The organism is Azospirillum sp. TSH100, assembly GCF_004923295.1.
Taxonomy (GTDB): Bacteria; Pseudomonadota; Alphaproteobacteria; order Azospirillales; family Azospirillaceae; genus Azospirillum.
The window spans coordinates 241,664-267,691 of sequence record NZ_CP039637.1 but is presented as its reverse complement, the minus strand read 5'-3'; the positions used below and the strand labels follow the sequence as shown (position 1 = coordinate 267,691).

General features: G+C 66.7%; 24 protein-coding genes. 14 read left to right on the top strand and 10 right to left on the bottom strand.

The annotated features are described in order from the left end of the window. Positions 1-204: 204 nt before the first annotated feature. From argE to E6C72_RS22815, 6 genes are read left to right on the top strand one after another with little or no spacing between them, the layout of a single operon-like run. On the top strand, positions 205-1,329 hold the full coding sequence (gene argE, locus E6C72_RS22840) for an acetylornithine deacetylase (RefSeq protein WP_109084456.1): 1,125 nt from the start codon (positions 205-207) through the stop codon (positions 1,327-1,329). 40 nt (positions 1,330-1,369) lie between these two features. After that, positions 1,370-2,293 carry a glyoxylate/hydroxypyruvate reductase A gene (locus E6C72_RS22835; RefSeq protein ID WP_109084455.1) on the top strand — a complete coding sequence of 308 codons (924 nt, stop codon included), beginning with the start codon at positions 1,370-1,372 and terminating at the stop codon, positions 2,291-2,293. 57 nt (positions 2,294-2,350) lie between these two features. Further along, on the top strand, positions 2,351-2,704 hold the full coding sequence (locus E6C72_RS22830; protein ID WP_109084454.1) for a cupin domain-containing protein: 354 nt from the start codon (positions 2,351-2,353) through the stop codon (positions 2,702-2,704). Positions 2,705-2,713: 9 nt separating this feature from the next. Continuing rightward, entirely contained in the window at positions 2,714-4,177 is a 1,464-nt protein-coding gene (locus tag E6C72_RS22825; protein ID WP_109084453.1) for an aldehyde dehydrogenase, read from the top strand. A 10-nt stretch (positions 4,178-4,187) separates the two neighbouring features. Continuing rightward, positions 4,188-5,231: a tartrate dehydrogenase gene (locus E6C72_RS22820; RefSeq protein WP_109084452.1), complete on the top strand. Its 1,044-nt coding sequence runs from the start codon at positions 4,188-4,190 to the stop codon at positions 5,229-5,231. Positions 5,232-5,273: 42 nt separating this feature from the next. Further along, positions 5,274-6,731, top strand: a complete 1,458-nt coding sequence (locus tag E6C72_RS22815) for an NAD-dependent succinate-semialdehyde dehydrogenase (protein WP_109084451.1) — start codon at positions 5,274-5,276, stop codon at positions 6,729-6,731. Between the two features lie 69 nt (positions 6,732-6,800). Here the strand turns inward: E6C72_RS22815 and E6C72_RS22810 are convergent, their stop codons facing one another. Together E6C72_RS22810 and E6C72_RS22805 are read right to left on the bottom strand one after the other, a co-directional pair. Continuing rightward, positions 6,801-8,075, bottom strand: coding sequence for an FAD-binding oxidoreductase (locus E6C72_RS22810; protein ID WP_109084450.1), 1,275 nt, complete (start codon positions 8,073-8,075; stop codon positions 6,801-6,803). A gap of 44 nt (positions 8,076-8,119) precedes the next feature. Next, positions 8,120-8,788: a haloacid dehalogenase type II gene (locus E6C72_RS22805; RefSeq protein ID WP_109084449.1), complete on the bottom strand. Its 669-nt coding sequence runs from the start codon at positions 8,786-8,788 to the stop codon at positions 8,120-8,122. 356 nt (positions 8,789-9,144) lie between these two features. Between E6C72_RS22805 and E6C72_RS22800 the strand changes: the two genes are divergently transcribed. The 7 genes from E6C72_RS22800 to E6C72_RS22770 all read left to right on the top strand — a co-directional run bounded on the left by E6C72_RS22800 (position 9,145) and on the right by E6C72_RS22770 (position 17,677). Then, positions 9,145-10,029, top strand: a complete 885-nt coding sequence (locus tag E6C72_RS22800; RefSeq protein ID WP_109084448.1) for a GNAT family N-acetyltransferase — start codon at positions 9,145-9,147, stop codon at positions 10,027-10,029. A gap of 13 nt (positions 10,030-10,042) precedes the next feature. Then, positions 10,043-11,419: an aspartate aminotransferase family protein gene (locus E6C72_RS22795; RefSeq protein ID WP_109084447.1), complete on the top strand. Its 1,377-nt coding sequence runs from the start codon at positions 10,043-10,045 to the stop codon at positions 11,417-11,419. A 250-nt stretch (positions 11,420-11,669) separates the two neighbouring features. Continuing rightward, a complete protein-coding gene (locus E6C72_RS22790; protein ID WP_109084446.1) occupies positions 11,670-12,404 on the top strand; it encodes an HAD-IA family hydrolase in 735 nt (244 codons plus the stop codon). A gap of 64 nt (positions 12,405-12,468) precedes the next feature. Continuing rightward, positions 12,469-14,076 (top strand): ABC transporter substrate-binding protein, encoded by a 1,608-nt coding sequence (locus E6C72_RS22785; protein WP_109084445.1) that lies wholly within the window; start codon positions 12,469-12,471, stop codon positions 14,074-14,076. A 150-nt stretch (positions 14,077-14,226) separates the two neighbouring features. Continuing rightward, a complete protein-coding gene (locus tag E6C72_RS22780; protein WP_109084444.1) occupies positions 14,227-15,177 on the top strand; it encodes an ABC transporter permease in 951 nt (316 codons plus the stop codon). After that, positions 15,174-16,028 (top strand): ABC transporter permease, encoded by an 855-nt coding sequence (locus E6C72_RS22775; protein ID WP_109084443.1) that lies wholly within the window; start codon positions 15,174-15,176, stop codon positions 16,026-16,028. The genes E6C72_RS22780 and E6C72_RS22775 overlap by 4 nt, the downstream gene beginning before the upstream one ends. Continuing rightward, on the top strand, positions 16,028-17,677 hold the full coding sequence (locus tag E6C72_RS22770; RefSeq protein ID WP_109084442.1) for an ABC transporter ATP-binding protein: 1,650 nt from the start codon (positions 16,028-16,030) through the stop codon (positions 17,675-17,677). Before E6C72_RS22775 ends, E6C72_RS22770 begins: the two co-directional genes overlap by 1 nt. A 54-nt stretch (positions 17,678-17,731) precedes the next feature. Here E6C72_RS22770 and E6C72_RS22765 read toward each other — a convergent pair whose 3' ends face one another. Continuing rightward, complete coding sequence (locus E6C72_RS22765) at positions 17,732-18,208, bottom strand: Lrp/AsnC family transcriptional regulator (RefSeq protein ID WP_098734844.1); 477 nt, start codon at positions 18,206-18,208, stop codon at positions 17,732-17,734. 246 nt (positions 18,209-18,454) lie between these two features. On the opposite strand from E6C72_RS22765, the gene E6C72_RS22760 reads away from it, so the two are divergent. Then, complete coding sequence (locus E6C72_RS22760) at positions 18,455-19,780, top strand: FAD-binding oxidoreductase (protein WP_109084441.1); 1,326 nt, start codon at positions 18,455-18,457, stop codon at positions 19,778-19,780. Positions 19,781-19,795: 15 nt separating this feature from the next. Here the strand turns inward: E6C72_RS22760 and E6C72_RS22755 are convergent, their stop codons facing one another. The 7 genes from E6C72_RS22755 to E6C72_RS22725 all read right to left on the bottom strand — a co-directional run bounded on the left by E6C72_RS22755 (position 19,796) and on the right by E6C72_RS22725 (position 25,985). Then, a complete protein-coding gene (locus tag E6C72_RS22755; protein ID WP_109084440.1) occupies positions 19,796-20,692 on the bottom strand; it encodes a LysR family transcriptional regulator in 897 nt (298 codons plus the stop codon). Positions 20,693-20,914: 222 nt separating this feature from the next. Then, positions 20,915-21,634: a hypothetical protein gene (locus E6C72_RS22750; protein WP_109084439.1), complete on the bottom strand. Its 720-nt coding sequence runs from the start codon at positions 21,632-21,634 to the stop codon at positions 20,915-20,917. 41 nt (positions 21,635-21,675) lie between these two features. Then, positions 21,676-22,320 (bottom strand): MarR family winged helix-turn-helix transcriptional regulator, encoded by a 645-nt coding sequence (locus E6C72_RS22745; RefSeq protein ID WP_109084438.1) that lies wholly within the window; start codon positions 22,318-22,320, stop codon positions 21,676-21,678. Between the two features lie 136 nt (positions 22,321-22,456). Next, the gene (locus E6C72_RS22740; protein WP_109084437.1) at positions 22,457-23,437 is read right to left on the bottom strand and encodes an alpha/beta hydrolase; all 981 of its coding nucleotides are present in this window, start codon (positions 23,435-23,437) and stop codon (positions 22,457-22,459) included. Between the two features lie 17 nt (positions 23,438-23,454). After that, positions 23,455-24,063: a helix-turn-helix domain-containing protein gene (locus tag E6C72_RS22735; protein WP_109084436.1), complete on the bottom strand. Its 609-nt coding sequence runs from the start codon at positions 24,061-24,063 to the stop codon at positions 23,455-23,457. Between the two features lie 264 nt (positions 24,064-24,327). Further along, positions 24,328-24,690, bottom strand: coding sequence for an HPF/RaiA family ribosome-associated protein (locus E6C72_RS22730; protein ID WP_109084435.1), 363 nt, complete (start codon positions 24,688-24,690; stop codon positions 24,328-24,330). Between the two features lie 206 nt (positions 24,691-24,896). Beyond that, complete coding sequence (locus E6C72_RS22725; protein ID WP_136700833.1) at positions 24,897-25,985, bottom strand: YeiH family protein; 1,089 nt, start codon at positions 25,983-25,985, stop codon at positions 24,897-24,899. Positions 25,986-26,028: the final 43 nt, after the last annotated feature.

Below are 26,028 nucleotides of genomic sequence, written 5' to 3'. Positions count from 1 at the left end.
GGGCCGGCACAACAATCATCCAAATCACCCATGCATTCAGCATGGAATGGAGCGGCCACGGACTAAGATCGTACCCGCCGGGATCGTCACCGTGGCAGCCGCCAAGGCCGCCTCCCCCTCCGCACACAGCAGCGAACCGAAAACGCCTCCCCGCGCCGATGGCGCGCAGCAGGGGAGGCAGACAAGGGACAAGGCGAGGCCGTCATGACCGTGATCGACATTCTGAAGGATCTGATTGCCTTCCCGTCCGTCGTCGGAACCCCGAACTGCGCCATCGTCGACGGAATCCGCAGCATTCTGGAGGGTGCCGGACTGCGCGTGCGGGTGCTGCCGGGGCCGGAGGGCGACCGGTACAACCTGTTCGCCACCGTCGGTCCGGCGATGATTCCCGGCTATGTCCTGTCCGGCCATATGGACGTGGTGCCGGCGAGCGAACCGGACTGGTCCAGCGACCCGTTCCGGCTGCGTGCCGACGGCAACCGGCTGTACGGGCGCGGCACCTCGGACATGAAGGGCTTCATCGCGGCGGCTCTGGCGGCGCTGCCGGCCCTGACCGCCGCACCGCTGGCCCGGCCGATCCATTTTGCCTTCACCTATGACGAGGAGGCCGGCTGCCAGGGCGCGCCGCATCTTATGCCGCATCTGCCCAGCCTGTGCGCGCCGCCGCTGGGTGTCATCGTCGGCGAGCCGAGCGGCCTGCGCGCCATCCGCGCCCACAAGGGCAAGGTGGCGGCCCGGCTGACGGTGCGCGGGCGCTCCGGCCATTCCTCCCGCCCCGACCAGGGGCTGAACGCCATCCACGCCATGACCGACGCGCTGACCGCCGCCGTCGCCCAGGCCGACCGCCTGAGCCAGGGGCCGCTGGATTCGGTGTTCGAGCCGCCCTATTCCTCGCTTCAGGTCGGCACAATCCAGGGCGGGCTGGCGGTGAACATCATCCCCGACGCCTGCACCGCCGAGTTCGAGGCCCGCGCCATCGCAGGCGTCGATCCCGTCACCCTGCTGGAGCCGGTGCGCGAGGCGGCGGTGCGGCTTGAGGAGCGCGGCTTCGTCGTCGACTGGACGCAGACCGGCGCCTATCCCGCGCTGTTCCTGGCCGCGCACTCGCCGCTCGCCCGCCTGCTGGAGGAGCTGACCGGGCAGGAACCGTTGGCCGCCGTCAGTTACGGCACCGAGGCCGGGTTGTACCAGACCGCCGGGATCGACGCGATCATCTGCGGCCCCGGCGACATCGCGCGGGCGCACCGCCCGAACGAACACATCCTCGTCGAGGAGCTGACCGCCTGCCAGTCGATGATCGAAGCGCTGGGCCGGCGTTGTCGTCTTTGACCTCTGCCCGCACCCGTCGCGCATCGACAAAGGAACACCAATGACCTTCCTGTTCAATTCGGATGCCGCGCGCGGCGCCGTCTTCGCCAAGGCCTTCGCCGCCGAACTGCCGGAGTTGCCCTTTTCGATGGATGCGGCCGGCGTCGATCCCGATGCCGTGCGCTACCTGATCACCTGGACCATCCCGGACAATCTCGCCCGCTACCGCAATCTGGAGATCGTTTTCTCCATCGGCGCCGGGGTCGACCAGTTCACCATGACCGCCCTGCCCGACCATGTGAAGGTGGTGCGCATGGTGGAGGACGGCATCGTCCGCATGATGCAGGAATACGCCACGCTGGCCGTGCTGTCCCTGCATCGCCAGATGCCGGCCTATCGGGCCCAGCAGGCGGCCTGCATCTGGCGCGCCCTGCCGCAGCCGCAGGCGGCGCAGCGGCGGGTCGGCGTGCTGGGCCTCGGTGTGCTGGGACGGGCGGTGCTGGAGCGGCTGAAGCCCTTCGGCTTCCCACTGGCGGGATGGAGCCGCTCGCAGCGCCTCATCGACGGGGTGACCTGCCACCATGGTGCGGACGGCCTGGACACCATGTTGGCCGGAACCGACATCCTGATCGTCCTGCTGCCGCTGACGCCCGACACACGCGGCTTCCTCGATGCCGATTTGCTGGCGAAGCTGCCGAGGGGGGCCGCCCTGGTTCACACCGGGCGCGGACCGCAGCTGAACCATGCCGCCCTGCTGGATGCGCTCGACAACGCGCAGCTGTCCGCGGCGGTGGTCGATGTGACCGATCCGGAGCCGCTGCCGGCCGACCATCCCTTCTGGACGCATCCGAACATTCTGCTGACCCCGCACATCGCCAGCGTCACCCAGCCCGAAAGCGCCGCCCAAGCGGTCATCGACAATCTGCGCCGGCATTTCGCCGGCCTGGATCCGGTCGGGCTGGTCGACCGCCGGCGCGGCTATTGACGCCGGCCCCCAATCCCATTCCTGCGGCACGGCCGCTCACCAACAAGGGTTCCCTCAATGTCGCTGCTGAAGACCATCGATCCCGCCCCGACCTTCGCCCCACGGGAATCGACCCCGATGCCGGACCGGCTGATCGCCGGGTCGCCCGCCTTCAAGACCTGGGCACAGGACGCCGCCAAGGACGACAAGGTGCTGACCGGCGTGTGGGAAGCCACGCCAGGCGAAACCCGCTCGATCAAGGGTGAAACCTTCGAGTTCTGTCACATCCTGTCCGGCATGGTGGAGATCACCCCGGATGCCGGCGAGCCGGTGGTGTATCGCGCTGGCGACAGCTTCGTCATGAAGCCGGGTTTCACCGGCGTGTGGAAGACCATCGAGACGGTCCGCAAGATCTACGTCACCATCACCTGAGGGCTTGTCATGAGCTTATCCTTCGATCCGGACCGTCTGCCGCTGCCGATCGGGCACTTCATCGGCGACCGTCTGATTCCGGCGGCGGATGGGCTGCCCATGCACCGGCCATCGGACGGCCGCGCCTATGCCGACTGCCCGGTGGCGTCCGCCGAATTGGTGGACAAGGCGGTCGCCACCGCGCAGGCCGCGCTTAAATCCAGCAACTGGAGCGGTGTGCGCCCGCGCGAGCGCACCACCGTGCTCCAGCGCTGGGCCGCGCTGATCGAAGAGGAGGCGGAAACCCTGGCGAAGGTGGAGGCGCTGTCCTCCACCCGGCCGGTCGGGCAACTGGTCGCCGGCGACGTGGCAGTGACGGCCGAGCAGATCCGCTTCTTCGCCGAATTCGCCGACAAGGAGGGCGGCGACCTCGCCCCCACCGATGACGGCAGCCTCGGCATGGTGATGACGGAGCCTTACGGCGTCGTCGGCGCCATCACGCCGTGGAATTTCCCGCTGTCTATGGCCGGCTGGAAGCTCGGCCCGGCGCTGGCCGCCGGCAACGCCGTGGTGCTGAAGCCATCGGAGATGACGCCCTTCTCCACCGTCCTGCTGGCGCAGCTGGCGGTGAAGGCCGGTCTGCCCGCCGGCCTCATCAACATCGTCCAGGGCGACGGCCCGACCACCGGTGCGGCCATCACCCGCCATTCCGGCATCGCCAAGGTCAGCTTCACCGGATCGACGGCTGCGGGTTCGGCGATCATGGCCGACATCGCCCGCAGCGGCGTCAAGCCGATGACGCTGGAGCTGGGCGGCAAGAGCCCGCAGGTCGTCTTCGCCGATGCCGACCTGGAGAAGGCCGCCGCCGCCATCGCCACCAGCGTGCTGTCGAACGCCGGACAGGCCTGCGTCGCCGGGTCGCGCCTGCTGGTCGAAAGATCGGTGGCCGAGCCGCTGATCGACCTGATCCTGGGCCACATGCGCGCCGTGAGTCCCGGCCCGACGTGGGACGAGGCGACCCGCTATTCCCCGATCATCTCCGAACGGCAGCGCGGCCGCATCCATTCCATCGTCACGGCCTCGCTGACCGGGTCGGTGGAGTGCCTGACCGGCGGCGCCCCGATGGACGGCGACGGGTATTACTACGCACCGACCCTGATCACCGGAGTCGATCAAAGCTCCCCCGCCGTAACGGAGGAAATCTTCGGCCCGGTCCTGACCGTGCAGAGCTTCGACACCGAGGAGGAGGCGATGGCGCTGGCCGACCATCCAACCTACGGCCTTGCCGCCGGCCTTTACACCCGCGACCTGTCGCGCGCCATCCGCCTGACCCGGCGGCTCCAGGCCGGGACGGTGTGGGTCAACCGTTATGGCCGTTCGCGCGACCACATCCTGCCGACCGGCGGCTACAAGCGCTCCGGCATCGGCAAGGATCTGGGACGCGAGGCCTATCTCGCCAACCGCCGCAGCAAAAGCGTGCTGATCGGCCTCTGAGGGACGTTCGATGAAGACCCACAATATCGCGATCATCAAGGGCGACGGCATCGGGCATCCCGTGGTCGACGCCGCTTGGGATGTGTTGCAGGCCGTGGCGACGCAGTCCGGTTTCGCGCTGGCCGGCACCGAGATGCCGTGGTCCTGCGCCCATTACAAGGAAACCGGCGTCATGATGCCGGCCGACGGCATCGACACGCTGCGCCAGTACGACGCCATCCTGCTGGGCGCGGTCGGCTGGCCGGCCGAGGTGCCGGACGCGGTGTCACTGCACGGGCTGCTGCTGCCCATCCGCAAGGCGTTCGACCAGTACGCCAATGTCCGCCCGCACCGGCTGCTACCGGGGGTGGAGGGACCGCTGCGCAGGGGCGGCTTCGACATCCTGTGCGTCCGTGAGAACACCGAGGGTGAATATGCCGGCGCCGGCGGCCGCATCCATCAGGGAACACCGCAGGAGGTGGCGGTGGAGACTGGCGTCTTCACCCGCATGGGGGTGGAACGGATCCTGCGCTTCGCCTTCGCACAGGCCCGCGCCCGGCGCGGCAAGCTGGCCTCCGTCACCAAATCGAACGCGCAGAAATACTCGATGGTGTTCTGGGACGAGATCACCCGCCAGCTCGCCGCCGAACACCCGGACGTCGAGGTCACCAGCTATCACGTCGACGCCATGGCAGCGCGCATGGTGACGGCGCCGGAAAGCCTGGACGTGGTCGTCGCCTCCAACCTCTTCGGCGACATCCTCACCGATCTGGGGGCGGCGATCCAGGGGGGGCTGGGCTTCGCCGCCTCTGCCAACCTCAATCCTGACCGCAAGGCGCCGTCGATGTTCGAGCCGGTGCACGGCTCGGCCCCCGACATCGCCCATCTCGGCATCGCCAATCCGATCGCCGCCATCTGGTCGGGTGCCATGATGCTGGAGCATCTGGGGGAGAAGGCCGCCGCCGACCGCGTGATGGTGGCGCTGGGCGACACCACCGGCAGGGGGATCGGCACCGTTCCCGGCAAGGACAAAACGGACGCGATCACCGCCGCCGTGCTGTCGGCCTTGTCCTGATGCGTCGAGAAGACACTCCATATCAGCGGAAAACACAGGATCATGACCCATAATCTGACGGACTCCGCCCTGTTCCGCGAACAGGGGCTGATCGGCGGGCGCTGGTGCGACGGGGCGGCCGGCCGGACAATCGACGTCCTGAATCCGGCGACTGGCGGCAGCCTCGGCAGCGTTCCCGACATGGACGGAACCGACGCCCGCGACGCCATCGCCGCCGCGGCCGAAGCCTACCCGGCCTGGAAGCGGCGCACCCATGCCGACCGTGCCGCTCTGCTGGAGCGCTGGCACGCGCTGATGATCGAGAATCTGGAGGATCTTGCCCGCCTCCTGACGCTGGAGCAGGGCAAGCCGCTGGACGAGGCGCGCGGCGAGATCCGCTATGGCGCCTCCTTTGTCAAGTGGTTCGCCGAGGAGGCGCGCCGCATCGGCGGGATCACCATCCCCTCCCCCACCCCCGACCGCCGCATCGTGGTGATGAAGGAGCCGGTCGGCGTCTGCGGCATCATCACGCCGTGGAACTTCCCCAACGCCATGATCACCCGCAAGGTCGCTCCGGCGCTGGCCGCAGGCTGCACCGTGGTCATCAAGCCGTCGGACTTCACCCCCTATTCGGCGCTGGCGCTTGGTGTGCTGGCCGAACGGGCCGGCATCCCGGCCGGCGTGATCAACATCCTGACCGGCCGGCCGGAAGCCATCGGCGAGGAACTCCTGACGAACGAGACCGTCCGCAAGATCTCCTTCACCGGCTCGACCCGCGTCGGCTCGCTGCTGATGCGCGGGGCCGCCGCCGGCATCAAACGGCTGAGCCTGGAGCTGGGCGGCAACGCGCCCTTCATCGTGTTCGACGACGCCGATCTCGATCAGGCGGTGGAGGGAGTCATCCTCTCCAAGTTCCGCAACGGCGGACAGACCTGCGTCTGCGCCAACCGCATCCTGGTGCAGGCGGGCGTCTATGAGGCGTTCCGCGACCGGCTGGTCGCCCGCGTCAACGCCATGCGGGTGGGATCGGGGCTGGAACCGGGTGTCGCCATCGGCCCGATGATCAACGCCGCCGCCGTCGAGAAGATCAAGCGCCACGTCGCCGATGCGGTGGCCAAGGGCGCCAGCGTCGCGTCCTCCGCCGTCGCCGCGGACGGTCCGCAATATGTCGCTCCGCTGGTGTTGACCGGCGCCAGCACCGACATGCTGCTGGCGCATGAGGAAACCTTCGGCCCGGTGGCACCGCTGTTCCGCTTCGAGACGGAGGAGGAGGCAGTAGCACTCGCCAACTCCACGCCCTTCGGACTGGCCGCCTATTTCTACACGCAGAACCTCGCGCGGTCGTGGCGGGTGGGAGAGGCGCTGGAGGCCGGCATGGTCGGGCTGAACACCGGCCTGATTTCCACCGAGGTCGCCCCCTTCGGCGGTGTCAAGCAGTCCGGCCTGGGCCGCGAGGGCGCACAGGTGGGGATTGAAGAGTATCTGGAGATGAAGACCTTCCACATCGGCGGGTTGGGCTGAGGCTCAGGAACAGCGAAAAAGCCCGGCAGGAACACTTCGCTCCTGCCGGGCTTTTTTTCTTACCGACGGTCACTGAATCCGGTCGAGTGCCTTGTAATACAACCCGACCAGCGGCAGGAACCAGGGCTTCCCGAAATGGCCGGGGACGGCAGGCCAGGACAGGCCCTTCAGCGGATTACGGTCCTCGCGCCCCAGGATCGCGTCGGCCATGGTCATGCCGAGATGGGTCGACAGCTGCGCACCATGGCCGGAATAGCCCATGGCGTACCACAGCCCGTCCTGATAGCCGGCGCGCGGGTAACGGTCGCTGGTCATGTCCACCAGTCCGCCCCAGCAGTAATCGATTTCGATGCTGGCGATCTGCGGAAAGATCCGCGCGAGGCTCGCACGCAGGATCGCCCCGCTCTTGGCGTCGGAGCGCTGGTCGGACGTGGCCGAGAAGCGGGCTCGGCCGCCGAAGATCAGCCGCCGGTCGGGCGACAGGCGGAAATAGTTGCCGATGTTCATCGACGTGACGTAGGTGCGGTTGCCCGGCACCACCGACCCGATTTCGTCGTCGCTCAGCGGCCGGGTCGCGATAATGAAGCTGCCGACCGAGATGATGCGGCGGCGGAAGTGGCTGAAGTTGGGTGTGGTGTAAGCGCCAGTGGCGATCAGCACCTCCTTGGCGGTGACCGTGCCGCGCGGGGTGGACAGTGTATGGCGGTCGCCGGACCGGGTGATGGCGCCGACCGGCGCGTTTTCGACCAGTCCCACGCCATGGCGCTTGGCGGCATTCGCCAGCCCGACCACGAAGCGGCCCATATGCATCATGGCGCTCTTGCGCGACAGCATCGCGCCGTAAAACGGCGAGCCGACCTCCCCCTTCAGGTCCCCGGCGGACAACAGTTCGGTGTCGGGATCGACCTCGCGATGGACCGCCTCGAAGTTGCGTGCGATCGTGTCGAAATGTGCGGGCTTAGAGGCGAGCTTCAATTTTCCGGCGCGGCGGAAGTTGCACCCGATCCCCTCTTCGGCGATCACCGCCTCCAGCGTGTCGATCGACTGGTCGAAGGCGCGATAGAGCGCGATGGCGCGCTCCGTTCCAAGCGCGGTCTTGGCAGCGATGAAGCTGTGGGCAAGACCGTTGTTGAGATGGCCGCCGTTGCGTCCCGAAGCACCGCCGCCGATGTGGCCGGCTTCCAGCACGATCACCCGCGCGCCGGCCTTGGCGAGCTGGCGGGCGGCCCCCAGGCCGGTGAAGCCTCCTCCCACAATGGCAACGTCGTAATGGCCCTCGATGGCCCCCTCCGCCCCGCCCGTGAAGGCCGGGGCCGTGTCGTGCCAGTAGGAGACGAACTTCATGACCTGGGTCCTTCCTATTGCAGCCTGAACCGGAAAATCGCCCCTTACAGCCCGACCACGCCGGGCAGGCCGGAAATGTCGGAAATCTCGACATAGCCGTAATAGGGGTTGGCCGGTTCGTGGCCGCGGTTGACCCACACCTTGTTGCGGATGCCCAGATCATGCGCCGACATCAGGTCGTAGCGGAAGGAGGAGGAGCAGTGCAGGATGTCCTCCGGCCCGCAGCCGAGCATGTCGAACATATATTCGAACGCCTGGAAACGCGGCTTGTAGGCCTGCGCCTGTTCGGCGGTGTAGACGGCGTGGAAGGGGGCACCCAGCTTCGCCACGTTCGACGGGATCTGGTCGTTCATGGCGTTGGACAGGATGACCAACGGGATTTCCTTTGCGACCTTGGCCAGCCCGGCTGGAACGTCCGCATGCGGACCCCAGGTGGGAACCCGCTCATAGACCATGCGCGCGTCCTCGTCGCGGAAGACGACGTTGTTGCGCTTGCAGCTGCGCTCCAGCGCGTTGTGCACGACCTCGGCATAGGGCTTCCAGTCGCCCATGATCTCGTCGAGGCGGTAGGCGGCGAAGTTCCTGATGAACTCCGTCATCCGCGCTTCGTCGAGGATCGACCCGTACAGATCGCGCGCGGCTTCGGCCATCTGAAAGTTGATCAGCGTGCCGTGGCAATCGAAGGTGACGTATTTCGGCCGAAACTGGCTCATGGCTGCTTCCTTGAGATGGGACGAAGGGGGAGGGGCGAATTGGATCGGGGCGGGATCGGCCCTGCCCCACGATCCTAGCCGTGCCTTGACACCGGGCCTGACCGAATTGCCCGGCGCGAAAGCACAAAGTTTCGTTTCCGTCTCGGCACTCAGCATTTGGTTGGGAGGGAAACGGCGTCCAAGCACCCCGAACGGGACATCCGCGCCTCCCATAGGGATTGGGCGGCCGGGGTCACGGCATAAGATGCGGTGGGCTGGCGAAGCAAAGGTGAAAGATGTCGCGACGGGTGTCGCCTTCAGACAATCGTCCGGGGCCGCTGCGCCCACTCTTGGAGCAGAGGCTGAAAGGACTGCCCATGAGCAAGCACACGGTTTCCAAAAGAACGGCTCACTGTCTGGCCTTCGAGCCGAAGCATCTGAAAGACGCGCTCGCCCTGTCCCAGCAGGCGCAATGGCCGCACCGTCTGGAAGACTGGTCCCTGACCCTTTCGCTGAGCCAGGGACTGGTCGCCGTGGACGCAGAGACGTCACAGGTGGTCGGCACTGTGCTGATGACCCCCTATGGCGAGGATGCCGCCACCATCAACATGGTCATCGTCGATGAAGGCTGGCGCGGGCAGGGCCTTGGCCGCCGCCTGATGGACGAGGCGATGGCACTGGCCGGCGACCGTCCGCTGCGCCTCGTCGCCACCCGCGATGGGCTTCCGCTCTACGAAAAACTGGGCTTCCGCGAGGTCGGCACGGTGCTTCAGCATCAGGGAGAAGCGACGCCGATGTCGTCGGTTGCGCCGGAAGCGGTTGCGCCGGAAGACGTCGCCCCCGCCGGCCCCGGCGACCATGCCGCCATCTCCGCGCTGGACCGGGCGGCCTTCGGTGCCAACCGTGGCCGGCTGCTGGATCGTCTCGCCGGAGTCGGAAGCTTCACGCTGTTGCGCCGGAACGGTGTTCCCGCCGGCTTCGCCGCCTTGCGCGACTTCGGCCGCGGGCAGGTCATCGGCCCGGTGGTCGCCCCCGATGCGGACGGCGCCAAGGCACTGATCGCCCCCATCATCGCCGAGCATCCCGGAAAATTCCTGCGGGTAGATACCACGGTCGATACCGGCCTGGGTCCATGGCTCGCCGATTGCGGCCTGCGCCATATCGGCGGCGGTATCGCCATGCGCCGCTCCATCCCCACCGCAGCAGACGGTTCCGCGACGGCCGTTTCGACTTTCGCGTTTGCCAGCCAAGCACTCGGCTGATCCGGAGAGGACCATGCTCAGCAATTCCCTGATCGAACTCGACCGTGCCCATCTGGTCCATCCGGTCGCCTCATATCGCGGCCACGAGAAGGCGGGGGTGCGGGTGATTGCCTCCGGCTCAGGTGCTACGGTCACAGACGCCGCCGGCCGCCAGTTGGTGGACGGTTTCGCCGGCCTGTGGTGCGTCAATGCCGGCTATGGGCAGCAGAGCCTCGTCGACGCCGCCACCCGCCAGATGCAGCAACTGCCCTACGCGACCGGCTATTTCGGGTTGGGCAGCGAGCCGGCGATCCGGTTGGCGGCGGCACTCGCCGAACGCGCGCCCGGCGACCTGAACCATGTCTATTTCACGCTGGGCGGGTCGGACGCGGTGGACAGCACCATCCGCTTCATCCGCTATTACTGGCAGGCCAAGGGCCAGCCGCAGCGCGACCAGTTCATTTCCGTCGAGCAGGGTTATCACGGCTCCTCCACCGTCGGGTCCGGCCTGACCGCCCTGCCCGCCTTCCATGCAGGCTTCGGCGTGCCCTTCGACTGGCAGCACAAGATTCCGTCGCACTATGCCTACCGCAACCCGGTGGGCGACGATGCGGATGCGATCATCGCCGCCTCGCTGGCAGCGCTCGACGACAAGATCACCGAGGTCGGCGGGCCGGAGCGGGTCGCCGCCTTCTATGCCGAACCAATCCAGGGGTCCGGTGGCGTGCTGGTCCCGCCCGACGGCTGGATGAAGGCGATGTGCGACCGCTGCCGCAGCCTGGGCATCCTGTTCGTCGCCGACGAGGTCATCACCGGCTTCGGCCGCACCGGCCCGCTGTTCGCCTGCACCGAGGACGGCGTGGTCCCCGACATGATGACCACGGCGAAGGGCCTGACCTCAGGCTATGTGCCGATGGGCGCGGTCTTCCTGTCGGACGCGGTGTACGATACCATCGCCGATGCCGCCGGAAACGCCGCGGTGGGGCATGGCTACACCTACTCCGCCCACCCCGTTAGTGCCGCGGTGGGACTGGCGGCGCTGAATCTGTACGAGGACGGCCTGCTCGCCAACGGCGTCAGGGCGGGCGCGCGGCTGATGGCCGGTCTGCACGCTCTGCGCGACCATCCGCTGGTCGGCGATGTCCGCGGACGCGGCATGCTGGCCGCCATCGAACTGGTGGTGGACAAGGAGCGCAAGACCCCGCTGCCCGCCGCCGCCGAACCGTCGCGCCGGATTTTCGACCGTGCGTGGGGCAACGGGTTGGTGATCCGCGCCTTCGCGAACGGCGTGCTGGGCTATGCCCCGCCGCTCTGCTGCACCGATGCGGACATCGACGCGATCCTGGAACGCACGGCCCAAACGCTCGACCAGACCCTGGAGGATCCCGACGTCCGCCGGGCGATGCGATAGACGGAATTGGGGGTATCCGCTGAAGAATCCGCGAATACCCCCGTATCCGGCATTTTCTGCTGTCGAACAGTGATGATTCGGAGACCGGCTTCCGCCCCATCGACCACACTGGATGGGAAGAAGATCGGATCTCCAGGCTATCTCCAGAGGGCCATCTCAGAGCCCCGCCGGCAGGCGATCCTGCCGGACCTGAAACGCCCCGCCGGACCGAAGCGGTCCCAACGCGGTCCTTGATTGAGGAGTTGGTGCGTTGACCAAGAGCCTGCTGAACTTCAAATATCTGACCTTCGACGTCGTCGGCACCCTGATCGACTTCGAGGCCGGCATCAAGGACTGCCTCGCCGCGATCGCGGCGGCGGCCGGCGCCACTGTGGACGGCGAAGCGGCGCTGACCCTCTACCGTGAGGCGCGCTATGCCGACAACGCCGACCTGTTCCCAGACGATCTGGTGCGCGTCTATTCGGTGATCGCGCCGAAGCTGGGGCTGCCCGTCGGCACTCAGTATGGCGAGCGCCTGCGCGATTCCGCGGCGTCCTGGGCCGGCTTCCCCGACAGCCGGGACGCCATGGCGCGTCTGGCCAAGCGCTACAGGCTGATCGCGATGACCAACGCGCGGCGCTGGGCCTTCACCCATTTCTCCCGCGAACTGGGCGACCCCTTCTATGCCGGCTTCACCGCGGACGACACCGGCGTGGAAAAGCCCGACCCCGCCTTTTTCCAGCAGGTGTTCGACTTCGTCGAGCGCGACGGCGGCAGCAAGGACGATATCCTGCACGTCGCCCAGAGCCAGTATCACGACATCGGGGTTTCGCGCAGCCTCGGCATGACCAACTGCTGGATCCAGCGGCGGCACGCCCAAAAGGGCTATGGCGGCACCATCGAACCCGCCGAGTTCACCAAACCGGATTTCCATTTCCGCTCGATGGCGGAACTGGCCGATGCCGTCGACAGCGCGGCCGCAGAGCCGAAGACGGTCTCAGCGTAACCGGACAAAACCGGAGCGCCGCGAAAAAGAAACGATAAACATTCCCGAACAGAGTGAGGCTAGCATGACAAAGACGCCTGATAGCTGGACCCGGACGGATGACAGCATGGTCGAAAGCGCCATCCGACGCGGAGCCAATCGCCGCGACCTGCTGAAGATGCTGCTGGCAGGCGGAATGTCCCTGCCCGCAATCGATCTCGTTCTGAGCCGCGCCAACGCCGCGGTCGCGGACGAACCGGTCAAGGGCGGCGCGCTGAAGGCCGCAGGCTGGTCGTCCTCCACCGCCGACACGCTCGATCCCGCGAAGGCGTCGCTGTCCACCGACTATGTCCGCTGTTGCGCCTTCTACAACCGCCTGACCTTCCTCGACAAGGCCGGCATCCCGCAGATGGAGCTGGCGAAGTCCATTGACACCGACGACGCCAAGACCTGGACGGTCAAGCTGCGCACCGGCGTGACCTTCCACGACGGCAAGTCGCTGACCGCCGACGACGTGGTGTTCTCGCTGAAGCGCCACCTCGATCCGGCCGTCGGTTCCAAGGTCGCCAAGATCGCTGCCCAGATGACCGACATCAAGGCGGTGGACAAGAGCACCGTTGCGATCACGCTGGCCAGCGCCAACGCCGACCTGCCGACCATCCTCGCCATGCATCACTTCATGATCGTGGCCGACGGCACCACCGACTTCTCCAAGGGTAACGGCACCGGCGCCTTCATCTGCAAGAGCTTCGAGCCGGGCGTGCGCTCCATCGGCGTGCGCAACCCGAATTACTGGAAGGGTGGCCCCCACGTCGACAGCTTCGAATTCTTCGCGATCAGCGACGACAACGCCCGCGTCAACGCGCTGCTGTCAGGCGACATCCATTTGGCCGCGTCGATCAACCCGCGCTCGACCCGGCTGGTCGACGGCCAGAAGGGCTTCGCCCTGTCCAAGACGACCTCCGGCAACTACACCAACCTGAACATCCGCCTGGATATGGAGCCGGGCAGCCGCAGGGATTTCGTCGAAGGGATGAAATACCTCGTCAACCGCGAGCAGATCGTCAAATCCGCCCTGCGCGGCTTCGGTGAGGTCGGCAACGACCAGCCGGTGTCGCCGTCCAGCCCCTTCCACAATGCCGCGCTGAAGCCCAAGTCCTTCGACCCGCAGCGGGCGAAATCCCTGTTCCAGAAGGCGGGGCTGCTGGGGCAGTCTATCCCGGTCATCACCTCCGACGCCGCCTCGTCCGCCGTCGATATGGCCATGGTGATCCAGGCCGCCGGCGCCGACATCGGCATGAAGCTCGACGTCCAGCGCGTGCCGTCCGACGGCTATTGGAGCAACTACTGGCTTAAGGCGCCGATCCATTTCGGGAATATCAACCCGCGCCCGACTCCGGACATCCTGTTCTCCCTGCTCTACGCCTCCGAAGCGCCGTGGAACGAGAGCCAGTACAAGTCCGAAAAGTTCGACAAGATGATGCTTGAAGCGCGCGCCACGCTGGCTTGGCCCAAGCGCAAGGAACTGTACGACCAGATGCAGGTGATGATCGCCGAAGAGGCCGGCACCATCATTCCCGCCTACATCTCCAACGTGGATGCCATCAACGAGAAGCTGAAGGGCCTCGCCCCCAGCCCGCTCGGCGGCATGATGGGCTACGCTTTTGCCGAATATGTCTGGCTGGCCGCCTGATACAGTGGACCGGAGGGGCGGTCGGAAAAACGTCCGGCCGCCCGGAACCGTCATCGCTCAGTTCGTCGTCGCCCGGTTAATCGTTATCCGGTTCATCGTCATCCGGCCGGGCATCCCCTCCGGGGGCGCCTCACCACGCGGAGGCCAGGTATGAAATCACGCGTTCCGTCGCTTATCCTCGGTCGGCTGCTGATCGCATTCGTCACGCTGACACTCGTCTCCTTCGCAGTGTTCTTCGCCACCACTCTGCTGCCCGGCGATACGGCCACCATCCTGCTGGGCCAGGCAGCGACACCGGAAGCGATCGCCGGCCTGCGCACCGCCATGCATCTCGACGAGCCGGCCCTGCTGCGCTTCCTCTACTGGATCGGCGGGCTGTTCCAGGGCGATCTCGGCACCTCCTACGCCAACCATGTGCCGGTGGCGACGCTGATCGCCGGCAGGCTGCTCAACACGCTGAAGCTGGCCGGGCTTACAACCCTGGTGTCTGTTCCGCTGGCGCTGACGCTGGGCATCACCACCGCCATGTGGCGGCGCTCGCTCTACGACCGCATCGTCACCGTAGCCACCATCGGCGTCATCTCCGTTCCGGAATTCGTGCTGGCGACCCTGGCCGTTCTGGTCTTCGCCGTTTACCTGAAATGGCTGCCGGCCCTGTCCCTCACCTATCAGATCGACAGCTTCTCCGGCCTGCTGCGGGCCTACGCCATGCCGGTCATCACGCTGACCTTCGGGGTATCGGCGCAGATGATCCGCATGACCAGAGCCGCCGTGATCGAAACGCTGAACACGCCCTATGTCGAGATGGCTCTGCTGAAAGGGGCGTCCCGGCCACGGATGGTCCTGCGCCACGCCCTGCCCAACGCGCTGAGCCCGATCGCCAACGCGGTGGCTCTGTCGCTGTCCTATCTGGTGGGCGGCGTCATCATCGTCGAGACGATCTTCAATTATCCCGGCATCGCCAAGCTGATGGTGGACGGGGTGTCCACCCGTGATCTGCCGCTGATCCAGTCCTGCGCGATGATCTTCTGCCTGGGCTATCTTTTCCTGATCACCGCCGCCGACATCGTCGCCATCCTGTCGAACCCGAGGCTCCGATGAAGACACACTCCTCCACCGGTTTCCTCGCGACATGGTCCGGCTACCGGATCAATTTGGTCGGCCTGATCAGCTTCTCCGTCGTCCTGTTCTGGGCTCTGATCGCTCTGTTCGCCCCCTACATCACCCCCCATTCTGTAGGGGAGATGATCGACATCGATTATTTCGGCCCGATGCGGCCCGACCTCTGGCTGGGGTCGGATTATCTCGGCCGTGACATGCTGTCCCGCATCATCTACGGCGCACGCTACACCGTCGGCATCTCGCTGGCCGCGGTGTCCATCGCCTGCTTCACCGGCGTGGTGCTGGGCATGACCTCGGCGGCGCTGCGCGGGCCAGTGGACATGGTGGTCAGCCGGGTGCTCGACGCCATGAACTCCATTCCAAGCAAGCTGTTCGGGCTGATGGTGGTGGCGGCGGTGGGCTCCTCCATCCCCGTGCTGATCCTGACCCTGTCGGTCATCTACGTCCCCGGCGCCTACCGCTTCAGCCGGGCACTGGCGGTCAACATCGACACGATGGATTTCATCATGGTCGCCCGTATCCGGGGAGAAAGGCTGCCCTATCTGATCGGATCGGAGATCCTGCCCAACATCATCGGCCCGGTGCTGGCCGACCTGGGCCTGCGCTTCGTCTTCATCGTGCTGCTGCTTTCAGGCCTGTCCTTCCTGGGGCTGGGCGTCCAGCCGCCCTATGCCGACTGGGGCGCCCTGGTGCGCGAGAACATCGGCGGCCTGCCCTTCGCCGCACCGGCGGTGATCGTGCCGTCGCTGGCCATCGCCACCCTGACCATCAGCGTCAATCTGCTGATCGACAATCTTCCCCAGAAGATCCGGGACCGGAGTGCCTCCTGATGACGAAGCTCGTCGAAATCCGCGGCCTGACGGTCGAGGCCACCACAGACTCCGGACGCTTGTTCCAGATCCTGAAGGGGATCGACCTGGACATCGCCGCAGGCGAGACCGTCGCCTTCATCGGTGAAAGCGGCTCCGGCAAGACCACCGCCGCCATGACCCTGCTGGGTTATGCCCGTCCCGGCTGCCGGATTTCCGGCGGCACGGTGAAGGTCGACGGCCATGACATGGTGACGCTGTCGGAAAAGGAACGGGCCACCCTGCGCGGTACCACCGTGGCCTATGTGCCGCAAAGTGCAGCCGCCGCCTTCAACCCGGCGTCGACGATCATGGACCAGGTCATCGAGGTGACGCGGATCCACCGTCTGATGCCGCCGGACGAGGCCCGCCGCCGGGCGGTCGCCCTGTTCCGCGCCCTGTCCCTGCCCAACCCCGACAGCATCGGCGACCGGTATCCGCATCAGGTGTCGGGCGGTCAGCTGCAACGACTGGCAGCGGCGATGGCCCTGATCGGGGATCCCATGGTGGTGATCTTCGACGAGCCGACCACGGCGCTCGACGTCACCACTCAGGTGGAGGTTCTGCGCGCCTTCAAGGCGGTGACCGCCCAGCACCGGATCGCCTGCGTCTACGTCTCCCACGATCTGGCCGTGGTCGCCCAGATCGCCGACCGCATCATGGTGCTGCGCAACGGCGCGGTGCAGGAAACCGGCAGTGTCCACGATATCCTGACACGCCCGACCCATCCCTACACCAGGGAACTGCTGCACGCCTTCCACCCCGACACCGGCGGGCGGGAAGCGCCGCCCGTCGCCGACAACGCCGCCCCGCTGCTGGAGATCAACACGCTGAGCGCCGGCTACGGCCCACCGCAATCGAACGGGCAGCCGCTGGTCCTCGCGGTGAAGGGAGTAAGCCTTCAGGTGAAGCGGGGCACCAACCTTGGCATCATCGGCGAGTCCGGCTGCGGAAAATCGACACTGGCGCGCGCCATCGCCGGAATCCTGCCGGCCTGCAAGGGCGACATCCAGTTCAACGGCAAGGAGCTGTGGCACAACGCCCGCCAGCGCAGCCACGACCAGCTGCGCGATCTGCAGATCGTCTTCCAGCACGCCGACACCGCGCTCAACCCGGCCAAGTCGATCGAGGACATTCTCGGCCGTCCGCTGACCTTCTATCACGGCCTGCGCGGCAAGGCCCGCGACGCACGGATCGACGCCCTGCTGGACATGGTCCATCTGCCGCGCGCCCTACGCCACCGCCGCCCGGCCGAACTGTCGGGCGGCCAGAAGCAGCGGGTCAATTTCGCCCGCGCGCTCGCCGCCGAACCAAAGCTGATCCTGTGCGACGAGATCACCTCGGCCCTCGACACCGTCGTCGCCGCGGCGATCATCGACCTGCTGAAGGAATTGCAGCGCGAACTTGGGCTGTCCTACGTCTTCATCAGCCATGACCTGTCGGTTATCGAGGCGATCTGCGACGAGATCATCGTCATGTACCGCGGACAGACGGTGGAGACCATCATCCCTGCCGCCCGGCAGCAGCCGCAGCATCCCTATTCGCAGCTGCTGTTCTCGTCTGTGCCGAAACTCGACCCGACCTGGCTCGACACGCTGGATATCGACGCCGACCGCATGCGGGTGGCGTGAACCGTCAGGTCTCCCGCGCGGCCGAGCGCCGCGCGGACTGCAAAGTGCTGCGCCTCACATCTGGAACAGCGTGGTCAGCGGCATGTGGGCGCGGACGATCGGCGATTTCAGCACCACATAGCTGAAATACTTGTCGATGCCGATGTCCATGTCGGTCAGCTTTTCCATGATCTCCTGATATTCGCCGATGCCGGACGTGACGAATTTCAGCATGTAGTCGTAACCGCCGGACACCAGATGGCACTCCAGCAGCTGTTCGATCTTCTTCACGGCGGCCAGGAAGCGGGCGAAATCGACCTGCCGGTGGTTCTTCAGCGTCACCTCGGTGAAGACGGTCAGGGTCTGGCCCAGTTTGCTGACGTTGATCTGCGCCGTGTAGCCTTCGATGTAGCCCTCCGCCTGGAGCTTCTTGACCCGCATCAGGCAGGGACTGGGCGACAGATTCACCAGTTCGGCCAGCTCCACGTTGGTGATCCGGCCGTTCTTCTGTAGCTGATGCAGAATCTTGATGTCGATGCGGTCCAGCTTCATGGGAAACCCATCCGGTTCGAGCGCAGGAGAACGGAATAGGACAGCAGAAAATTCTGCCAGCTCCGTCATGAGAGCTTAACACGCACCACCGGCCTGTCGATGACCGAGTGGCTTTCCTCCCGCAGAACAAAGCATCGGGTCTTCTTACATCGACAGAAGATAATGCCGTTCAATCGTTCAAAGCAGCGCCCGCCGATCCGTCCTCCGTGGCTAGATGGTGGAACGCTGAAATCGGAGATCCACCCCATGCCCGCCCCTTTGCAAACCATCCCGTCCTCGCCACTGCTCCCCGATCGGGCAGATGTCGTCGTGATCGGCGGCGGCATCGTCGGCGTCTGGACGGCCTATTTCCTGGCAAAGCGCGGCCTTTCGGTGGCCCTGGTGGAAAAGGGACGGGTCGGTGCGGAACAGTCCAGCCGCAACTGGGGCTGGTGCCGGCAGCAGAACCGCGACGCGCGCGAACTGCCGATGGCGACCAAGAGCCTGGATTTGTGGGAGCGCTTCGCCGACGAAAACGGCGAGGACACCGGCTTTTCCCGCTGCGGCCTGCTCTATCTCAGCAACGACGAGCAGGAATTGGCGGGCTGGGCCAACTGGCGCGATTTCGCCCGGACGGTCGGTGTCACCACCCACATGCTGTCCAGCGCCGAAGCCGCCGAGCGCGGCCAGGCAACCGGAAAGCCCTGGAAGGGCGGCGTCTTCTCGCCGTCCGACGGCATCGCCGATCCGGCCCGCGCGGCCCCCGCGGTGGCGCGGGCGATCATGAATCTAGGTGGTACGGTGCATCAGGGCTGCGCCGCGCGTGGGCTGGAAACCAGCAGCGGACGGGTTAGCGGCATCATCACCGAGAAGGGCACGATCCGTACCAAGACCGTGGTTCTCGCAGGCGGGGCCTGGGCTTCCTCCTTCTGCCATCAGATGGGTGTGCGATTCCCGCTCGCCTCGATCCGCTCGTCGATTCTGTCTGTCGGCCCCAGCCCCTCCGGTTTGCCCGACGCGCTGCACACCGCCGCGGTGTCGGTCACCCGGCGCGGCGATGGCGGACACACGCTGGCGATCAGCGGACGGGGGCGCGTCGATCCGACACTTCAGCAAATCCGCTTCGCGCCGCAATTCCTGCCAATGTTCCGCCGGCGCTGGCGCAGCCTGATGCCAGGCGGGCTGGAGGGCCTGCGCTCCGGCCACGAGACGCTGCTGCGCTGGCGGCTCGACCGCCCGACGCCGATGGAACGGGTTCGTGTTCTGGACCCCAAGCCCGACAGCGGCACCATCCGTCTAACCCATGAGCGGGCCATGGCGCTGCTGCCCGGCCTGGAGGGCGCGCCGATCACCGCCGCCTGGAGCGGCTACATCGACAGCACGCCGGACGGCGTTCCGGCGATCGGCGAGGTCGGCAGCCTGCCCGGTCTGATCCTGGCCGCCGGCTTCAGCGGCCATGGCTTCGGCATTGGCCCCGGTGCTGGGCATCTGATCGCCGACCTCATCACCGGCCAGACGCCGATCGTCGATCCCAAGCCCTACCACCCCGACCGCTTCGCAGGCTTCTCCGCCGGAAAGGTCGCCGATTTCTGACCGTAGGCACGTCCGTCAGGAACCGCCCGGCCCGAGCGCACGGGCGGAACGGCGCAGGCAGTCGCGCATCAGGGCGTGGCTGCCGGACAGCGGACGCTCCTTGCTGGTCAGGATGACGATCGGCATGCGGATACTCGGGCGGAACGGCCGCTGCACGGTGCCGGAAAACTGGCCCCACGGCAGCAGGCCGTCGACCACCGCCACGCCGATCCCCTCCCGCACGAAGGGCAACGCGGTGATCGACAGGTCGATCTCAACCGCCGGGGCGTAGACACCGCCCTCCGCCTCCAGCGCACCAGCCAGCAGCCGGCCCGGCAGCGTGTCGACGCGATAGGAAATCAGCGTCTCTTCCACCAGATCGGCGAATCCAAGTTCAACCCGTTCGGCCAGCCGATGCCCCTCCGGCAACAGGCAAACCAATTCGGCATGCCCGACCGTTTCGACGTCGAGGTCGGGGTGGGGCATGTCGTCCATCGCCACCCCCAGCAGCACGTCGCCGCTGCGCAGCATGTCCCGGATGTTCGCGATCGGCGCGACCAGCGACCGCACGACTATGTCGGGATGCGCCTCGCGAAAGGCCGTCAGCGCCTTGGGCATGATGGACATCGATGGCGGGGCCGAGGCGGCGAGACGGACGAGGCCAGTGCGGCCATGGCGCATATCGACGGTGCGCCGACGAAGCGCGCCAAGCTCGGCGAAGATGCGCTCGGCCTCCGGATAGAGTTCATTCGCCTCCTGCGTCGGCACCAAGCGGCCGCGCACCCGGTCGAACAGCTTGAACCCAAGTTGGTCTTCGGCATGCAGCAGGACCTGGCTCAAGGCCGGCTGCGAGATGTTCAGCATGGCCGCCGCCCCGGTCACCGTTCCACAGCGCATCAGCATGCAGAAGACTTCCAACTGGCGGGCTTGCATTCACGATCCTGGGGCTGGCGGAGAGGGAACCGGAAGAGCCGGGCCAAGACTATAGCGATCCACGCGCGGGTGGGTCGAGCGTCGGCTAGCCCACTGCGGCGGACGAGACTGGATCGGCGAAAGTGACGTGTGCCATGATGCCCCATCCTTCTCTGAGGCTTGGAGGGGGATAACCGGGCGGTCCGGCGATGGCAGTCGCCGGGCCGCCCTCACGATCGAGCGCTACTTGACGGGAACGACCTTGCCCGGCAATGACAGGTTGCCGGAGGCGACCTTATGGACGTTGGTGACGCACAGCAGCGGCGCGTGCATGTTGGCGTTGACCCGCAGCCCGGCGGTCACGCCGTCGAAGGATGCGGTGGCGAGCATCCCGATCTTTTCGAGCGGGATGTGGACCTTGACCAGATCGGCCTTGAGATCGGTCTTGTAGTCGGGACTGTCGATCAGGATCGGCGCGCCGGGCCAAGTCGCCGGCAGCCTGGGCTTGGTGCCCTCGGGGATGTCCTTGACCTTCAGTCCGCCGGGGCATGCCTTGTCCTCGTTGAGGACGACCCAGTGCGAATGCCAGCGGTCACGGTTCCTGCCGCCTTGGGCGGCATCATCGAAATCGGGATGGAAGGTCGCCGCCAGTGCGACGATGCCCTGGTCCTTCTCGAAACCGACATCGGCGGAATTGAGGGAGGTCGGCCAGACATAGGCATAGACCTCCGAGCCCTCGAACTTGCCGGTGGTGGACGGCGTCGCCTTGCCGGCATCGGCGCGGACCCGGGAGCTGAAGACGGCGTGGCCGTGATCGGTGACGATGCGCGTCTCGACGATGTCGAACGAAGCCATCACCGCCTGATCGGGGGCGGTCTTGATGCCATGGGCGGCGGCGGCCGTCGACAGACAGCAGAGCGCCGTCGCCACGAGGCCGATGCCCCGCGGAGTGTACAACGTCATGATATGGTTTCCCTTTCTGAAGCTTGGGCTTGGAGGGGTGGCTATCCTTCGGTGAAGACCGTCCAGGTGGCAGCCTGGACGGCAGGATCAGCCTCTTCATGCTCGCCGCAATCGAGCCGGAGATCCCGGTCACCGATGGCGGCGTTCACGAAAGCACAGTGATGGGGTGCGGCCTCGCCCGGATGGGCATTCGGCCGGAAATGGCGGCAGCTGACGCACAGGCGCTGGACCGGAATGGCGCCCGCCTGTTGCAGCGACCGGATGACCTTGATCTGTGCTCGCAACAGCCCGGCTTGTTCGGCGGCGGTCAGGCCCGAAAGCGCCGCCGCGACATGTGACGCGGAAACGGCAAGGCGGCGGCCCAGGTCCCGCCCCTCGTCGGTCAGGCGGGCGATGACCGCACGCGCGTCAGTCGGATCCGGCGTACGGCGCAGCAGCGTCTTGCGTTCCAGCGCGGCCAGCGTATCGGCCATGCTGGCCGCCGAAACGGCCAGATGCGCGGCGATCTCCTTGGGACGCAGACCGGCCGGCCGGGAAGCCAGCAGGGTCAGCACCTGCGCCTGGGTGGGGTTGAGCCCCGCCATGCCGGCGGCCGACCAGAGATCGGCGCGCAGCACCAGCGCGATGCGATCGAACCCCTCCCGAAGGCGGGCCAGCACGGGATCGGGGTGTGATGCATGGTCCATGGCCTTAAATTAGGAGTCCTATTTATTTTTGTCAAGCGGCGACCCGACCGGCGCTGCCGATTGGTTGGATGACAATGAACCGGGGGCGAAGGCGCCGCGAATGCCTCGCGCCGCCCCACCAGATCTGGAGGTTGGATCAGTGGCGTAAGGCGCGGCGAATCGCATCGGCGACTTGGATTATCGCCTCCTCCGCCTTGCGGACATGGCGGGTCATGCTGGCGAAGGAATGGGGGAGTCCCTCATGCAGCACCAGCCGGTGCGGGATCCGCGCCTGCTCCAGCCGCCGCGCGAGGCGCAGGCTGTCGTCGCGCAGGCAGTCCAGCCCGGCCGCCGCCACATGCAACGGAGGCAACCCGCGCAGATCGGCAAGCAGCGGAGCCGCAGCAGGATCGCGGGTGATGCCGCCATGGCCGAGATACTGCTGCCAGTACCATCGCATCCGCTCGGTGGTCAGGCCGAAGCGTCCATCGCCGAACAGCCGGTGTGACTCGGTGTCGAAATCATGGGCGAACATACCGTAGAGCAGCAGGGCGAAGGACAGTGGCGGCCCGGCCTCGTCCCGCGCGTCAAGCGCAAGGCCGAGTGCCAGATTGGCGCCCGCCGAATCGCCACCGACTGCGATCCGCTCCGGGTCCAGCCCATGGCCGGCGCCGTGGCGGACCACCCAGCGCAGGGCCGCCAGCGCCTCTCCCCGCTGGTAGGGGAAACGCCGCTCCGGCGCGAGGCTGTAGGCGACGGCGCAGACCACAGCACCACTGTGTCGGGCCAGCAGGCGCAGCAGCCGGTCATGGGTATCGATGGAATTCACCACGAAGCCGCCGCCGTGGAAATAGATCAGCACCGGCAGGGGGTGGCCATCCTCCGACGCCCCCGGCGGCCCGATCAGCCGCAGGCGCAAGGGGCCGGCGGGACCGTCCGTCACGACCTCCCTCACGTCCGCCGGCAGCGCCGGGCCGTTGAGGAAGATGTGGTAGCGCTCCGCCGCATCGCGCGCCTCCATCAGCGGCTGGCGCAGCGGATCGGCGGGAACCAGGCCGGCGCGGGCGGCCCGGGCAGACAGTTCGATAACCTCCGGGTCGAGCAATTCACGCTGAAACGGCAGGATGGTGTCCGGCATCGATGCTCTCCCCGCGGTCAGAGGATGTAGGACATGACGAGGTACAGCACCGCCTCGCCATCGCCGGAATTGCGGTAGCGGTGCGGGGCATCGGCCTCGAACAGGATCGAGTCGCCTTCCTCCAGCCGGTGCTCGCCATCGGCGGTGGCGATCTCAATCCGGCCGCGGCTGACCAGGATGTTCTCGATGGTGCCGGGGGAATGGCCGTCGGAAACCTCGTTGGCACCTGAAGACAGGCGCAGTTCGTAGAATTCCACCTGCCGCTCGCCCTTCAGCGGGAACAGGGCGCGGGAGGTGAAAAGGCCATCGCGGGAAGTCAGGCTGCGCTGTTCCGCCCGCCGTATCACAGTGGTGCCGGCATCGCCACCGGTGCTCAACAGGCTGGAGAAGGACAGATCCAGTGCCTTGGCGACCGTCCACAGCGTGCCGATGTCGGGGCGGTGCCGCCCCTCCTCGATGGCCGTCAGGATATGCGGATCGCTGCCGGACAGCTGCGCCAGCCCATCCACCGACAGCCCCTGGCGCCGGCGAAAGCCGCGCAGATTGTCACCGATCACCCCGACAAGCTGGTCGAGGGACGGCGGAGCGGAGGATTGGCCGGCGGACGGCACAGTGTCGATCGTCATGGCTCGATTCTCCTGCGGCAGGACCGGCCAAAGCGATACGGCTCGCCCGGACGGCCAACGGCAGGATTGAACATCAAATATCCCTATCAATCAAGTAGGCAGATTTCATAATTTATGTGAATTAGATTCGATGGCGCGCAATTAATACAGTTGATTTTTGTCTATTTTGACAAGCCCGAGGAGAGAAAAGCAAAACGCCACGCCCATCAGGCATGACCGGATGGGCGTGGCGCTGGTTGGATCGGACCGGAACGGCCGGGCCGCTTATGACAGGACTGCGCCGGCGGCGTGGGACTTGACCTCATGGCGATGACGTTCGGCGAAACGCTCCAGCGCGCGGCGCGCGGCGTCGAACGCGTCGCGGATGGCCGCATCAGCGCTCTCATGGCCGCGGCTGCCAAATTTGTCGCTGTGTACGACCAACTCGTCTCCGGGAACGGTCAGGGCGACCTGGACGGTGTAATGCTTGCCCTGATGCTGGTGGCGGTGCGGCACCTCGAAGACCACGCGCTTGGCCATGATACGCCCGAAGAAGCGGTCGAGCTTGTCGGCATGCTCGCGGATCAGATGCTCCAGGGCGGGAGAGGGATCGATGTTGCGGAAGGCGATCTGCACCGGTTGACGCATGACCATGCTCCTTGTTCTACGCGCGGGGTGCAGCGTCTGGGCCACCCTCCCCGCGGGGCCCGCCTCCGCCGGCCGGTTGAGGGGCCGGATCGGGGGGCTTGGTGATTTCAGGATCGCACAGCGGTGGATTCTCGCATTAACCTGCATCAATGCGGCCCTTGGTTGCCGGATGTAGACTCCCGCCCGTTTTCAGGCCACCTCAAGCTTCAAGTCAGGCCGATCAGGCGGATCAGGGCCAAGCTGATGGTGCCCAGCGACAGCAGCGACAGGACCACAGCCGCGGTGACCCGCCCGCCCGCCCGCGCCACCGTCCGCACATCGACCCCCAGCCCGAGCGCCGCCATCGACACCACCGTAAGCAGGGTCGCCGCATGCTCCATCGACGGCAGGATGGTCTGCGGAATGACATCGAGCGAACGCAACGCGATCATCGCCAGGAACCCCTGGATGAACCAGGGCACCAGATGATGGACCGGCGGGCGGATGGGACAGGAGCGGCCCGTGGCGGTTGCAGCACCCTCCCCACCCAGCCGGGGCGCCAGCAGCGACAGCAGCAGGCAGACCGGTCCCAGCATCAGCACCCGCACCAGTTTCACCAGCGTGCCGACCTGAACGGCTGTGGTGCCCAGCGGTGCGGCAGCGGCGATCACCTGCGGCACGGCGTAGACGGTCAGCCCGGCCAGCGCGCCATACTGCACCCCGCTCAGCCGCAGACCGATGCCGAGCAGCGGCAGGCCGAGCACGACGGCCACCCCCAGCACGGCGGTGAAGGCGATGGAGGCGGCGACGTCATCGCTGTGCGCGTCGATCACAGGCGCCACCGCGGCGATGGCCGAATTGCCGCAAATCGCGTTGCCGCAGGCCACCAGTACCGCCATGCGAACCGGCAGGCCGAGCAGCCGCCCGATTATGAAGCCCGCCAGCAACGCCAGCGCCACCACCCCGGCGATGCCCAACAGCAGGGCCGGCCCGGCCGACAGAATGGTGGCGGCGCTGACCGAAGCCCCCAGAAGGACGACGGCAACCTCCAGCAGGATCTTTGCCGAGAAGGCGATACCCGGTTGCCAGCGCGCCGACGGCGTCCAGAGGGAGCGGAGCGTGGTGCCGATCAGGATTGCCAGCACCAACGCCTCGATCCATGACTCGCCGAACAGCGCCACCTCCGCCGACGCAGCCGCGAAGGCTAGGGAGGTAACGGCGATGCACAGAGCAAGGCCGGGCATGAGGCTGCGGACATGGAAAAGCGTGGGCTTTCCCGGCACCGCCTTCGCGGGTGCCGCGGTGTCAGGGGGCATGGAATGGGTCTCCGGAAGCGGTTGGGACCGGAAAATACCGATC

Bases quoted from the DNA above. Each gene is read 5' to 3' on its own strand.
- argE (WP_109084456.1), top strand. From the start codon at position 205: ATGACCGTGATCGACATTCTGAAGGATCTGATTGCCTTCCCGTCCGTC.
- E6C72_RS22835 (WP_109084455.1), top strand. From the start codon at position 1,370: ATGACCTTCCTGTTCAATTCGGATGCCGCGCGCGGCGCCGTCTTCGCC.
- E6C72_RS22830 (WP_109084454.1), top strand. From the start codon at position 2,351: ATGTCGCTGCTGAAGACCATCGATCCCGCCCCGACCTTCGCCCCACGG.
- E6C72_RS22825 (WP_109084453.1), top strand. From the start codon at position 2,714: ATGAGCTTATCCTTCGATCCGGACCGTCTGCCGCTGCCGATCGGGCAC.
- E6C72_RS22820 (WP_109084452.1), top strand. From the start codon at position 4,188: ATGAAGACCCACAATATCGCGATCATCAAGGGCGACGGCATCGGGCAT.
- E6C72_RS22815 (WP_109084451.1), top strand. From the start codon at position 5,274: ATGACCCATAATCTGACGGACTCCGCCCTGTTCCGCGAACAGGGGCTG.
- E6C72_RS22810 (WP_109084450.1), bottom strand. From the start codon at position 8,075: ATGAAGTTCGTCTCCTACTGGCACGACACGGCCCCGGCCTTCACGGGC.
- E6C72_RS22805 (WP_109084449.1), bottom strand. From the start codon at position 8,788: ATGAGCCAGTTTCGGCCGAAATACGTCACCTTCGATTGCCACGGCACG.
- E6C72_RS22800 (WP_109084448.1), top strand. From the start codon at position 9,145: ATGAGCAAGCACACGGTTTCCAAAAGAACGGCTCACTGTCTGGCCTTC.
- E6C72_RS22795 (WP_109084447.1), top strand. From the start codon at position 10,043: ATGCTCAGCAATTCCCTGATCGAACTCGACCGTGCCCATCTGGTCCAT.
- E6C72_RS22785 (WP_109084445.1), top strand. From the start codon at position 12,469: ATGACAAAGACGCCTGATAGCTGGACCCGGACGGATGACAGCATGGTC.
- E6C72_RS22780 (WP_109084444.1), top strand. From the start codon at position 14,227: ATGAAATCACGCGTTCCGTCGCTTATCCTCGGTCGGCTGCTGATCGCA.
- E6C72_RS22775 (WP_109084443.1), top strand. From the start codon at position 15,174: ATGAAGACACACTCCTCCACCGGTTTCCTCGCGACATGGTCCGGCTAC.
- E6C72_RS22770 (WP_109084442.1), top strand. From the start codon at position 16,028: ATGACGAAGCTCGTCGAAATCCGCGGCCTGACGGTCGAGGCCACCACA.
- E6C72_RS22765 (WP_098734844.1), bottom strand. From the start codon at position 18,208: ATGAAGCTGGACCGCATCGACATCAAGATTCTGCATCAGCTACAGAAG.
- E6C72_RS22760 (WP_109084441.1), top strand. From the start codon at position 18,455: ATGCCCGCCCCTTTGCAAACCATCCCGTCCTCGCCACTGCTCCCCGAT.
- E6C72_RS22755 (WP_109084440.1), bottom strand. From the start codon at position 20,692: ATGCAAGCCCGCCAGTTGGAAGTCTTCTGCATGCTGATGCGCTGTGGA.
- E6C72_RS22750 (WP_109084439.1), bottom strand. From the start codon at position 21,634: ATGACGTTGTACACTCCGCGGGGCATCGGCCTCGTGGCGACGGCGCTC.
- E6C72_RS22745 (WP_109084438.1), bottom strand. From the start codon at position 22,320: ATGGACCATGCATCACACCCCGATCCCGTGCTGGCCCGCCTTCGGGAG.
- E6C72_RS22740 (WP_109084437.1), bottom strand. From the start codon at position 23,437: ATGCCGGACACCATCCTGCCGTTTCAGCGTGAATTGCTCGACCCGGAG.
- E6C72_RS22735 (WP_109084436.1), bottom strand. From the start codon at position 24,063: ATGACGATCGACACTGTGCCGTCCGCCGGCCAATCCTCCGCTCCGCCG.
- E6C72_RS22730 (WP_109084435.1), bottom strand. From the start codon at position 24,690: ATGCGTCAACCGGTGCAGATCGCCTTCCGCAACATCGATCCCTCTCCC.
- E6C72_RS22725 (WP_136700833.1), bottom strand. From the start codon at position 25,985: ATGCCCCCTGACACCGCGGCACCCGCGAAGGCGGTGCCGGGAAAGCCC.